This window comes from Saccharopolyspora sp. NPDC050642 (assembly GCF_040654735.1).
Taxonomy (GTDB): Bacteria; Actinomycetota; Actinomycetes; order Mycobacteriales; family Pseudonocardiaceae; genus Saccharopolyspora; species Saccharopolyspora elongata.
This window is the reverse complement of sequence record NZ_JBFAIN010000092.1, coordinates 1-1,681: the sequence shown is the minus strand read 5'-3', so window position 1 is coordinate 1,681 and position 1,681 is coordinate 1. Positions and strand designations below refer to the sequence as shown.

The 1,681-nt window shown below is 62.4% G+C and carries 1 protein-coding gene; it reads right to left on the bottom strand.

Annotation, left to right across the window (positions count from 1 at the left end; all coding sequences use genetic code 11):
- Positions 1 to 1,616: hypothetical protein (locus AB0H93_RS44225; protein WP_358582960.1), on the bottom strand; the 1,616-nt coding region annotated here is incomplete at its 3' end.
- Positions 1,617 to 1,681: the final 65 nt, after the last annotated feature.

The following is a 1,681-nucleotide window of genomic DNA, read 5'->3' as shown; positions in this document are numbered from 1 at the left end:
AACATGTAATAAGCCACCACATTCACAAGACCATCATCACCCCCAGAAACCACTCCCACCTCACGCGCCCGCATATCAGCAATCAGACCATCTACACCAAACTCCACCTCGCCTACGAGAACTTTCAGCCCCTCATCCCGCATCCTCTGCAACCCAGCCTCCGCATCAGTGATAAACGCACTCAGCTCAGCTTTTGCCTCAGCGGACGCACCAGCAAACGAAACCTCTCCCCCAGCAGACAATGCCTCAACCCGCCGCTGCGCAGCCTTCCTCTTCTTATACTCACGCACGCGTGCCGCGTTCCGGTCGCGCAAGCGATCCTTCGCCTCAAGCCTGCGGTGCTCCGCCTGCGCCGACTCGATACTCTCCTGCAGCGCCTCCCACTCCGTCCGCCTCTCTTTATCGGACTCTGACAACACCGCCAAATCCGCCTGCAGAACCGACTCCCACTCCCTCCGCCTAGCCGCATCCGACACCGACAACTCATCCGGATCCGCCCGCAAAAGCGACGCCGGCACCCCCGCCAACTCAGCCTGCCTAGCCTTTAGATCCTCCAGCGACCTCCGCAACTCCCGCATCTCCTCAAGCCGCACCTCCTTATTACGGGTCCGCCCCTTGTTTTCATTTGCTTTCCTCGCCTTCAGCGTTGCCTCAGGCGTCTCGGTCTGGCTTGGTCCTGGCCCGCCCGTCGGCTCGATCACCGGAGCCGCCATCCCGGGAGGCACCGTCGCGGCAGTCAGAACCGGTCTCCCGCCATCCGCAATGAGACTGGAATCCCCGGCCCCGGCGGGCATTGGACCGCCGGACGGCTCCCTGTGTCCACCCAAGCGACCAAGCCGCGCCCGCAGATCTCGCAGTTCCGTCGGATCGAAGAACTCTGCCATTACCGGCTCATCGACGACCCTCTCCGTGTCATCGGTCGCCGCGTCGCCCACCACATCCCCGGTAGGTTCCGGCCGCGTATCCACGGTCTCCGAGCCCGCGCCGCCAGCAGACTGCGGCAGCATGTCCCCACCCGGCGCCGGCCCCGCACCCGCAGCCATCACCATGCCCGTCAAACGACGCAGTCGCCCCAAAAACGCCTCAGCGTCCGCTTTCCTCTTATCGTCTTCACTAATTCCCTTCGTCAGCAGCCGATGCGCGAGCGCCTCCCGCAATGGCTGCTGCAATGGCTGATGCCCTGGCTCAACGTACCGGTCTACGTCACGCAACGCGTCGTCCACACGATCTCGACCGAGTTCACCCTCCAACACTGCTAACCCGACTGCGCCGTCCGCGAGAAGCTCCCGCAATTTCACGTTCGCGTCATCTTCGACCCGCTTCCGCAACTTCGGAACAGCAGCGGCGACTTCCTCTGCCCGATCACGGACCCCCGCGAGAGTCGCCTGGCCAATATTCAGCCACAGCTGGATTCTGATTTCATATTCGCTCCGCAGGCCAGCGTCCGCCTCTACATCGTCCAAAATCTGCCGCAGAGAACCCACCGCAGCGTTCAAATCGAGTTTCAGCTGCTCCCTGAAAGAATCAAGAACACTCTGCGCCCATCTAGCACTTCTCTTGAACCGAGGTGCCAATTTGCGGGTGCCGTAACCCCCGCTGAGCGCGTCCTCAACCACCTCACCTTGCAGCGCCCCATTGATGGCGTCCTCGTCCCGCAAACCACTCAGCGCCACGCCAATCG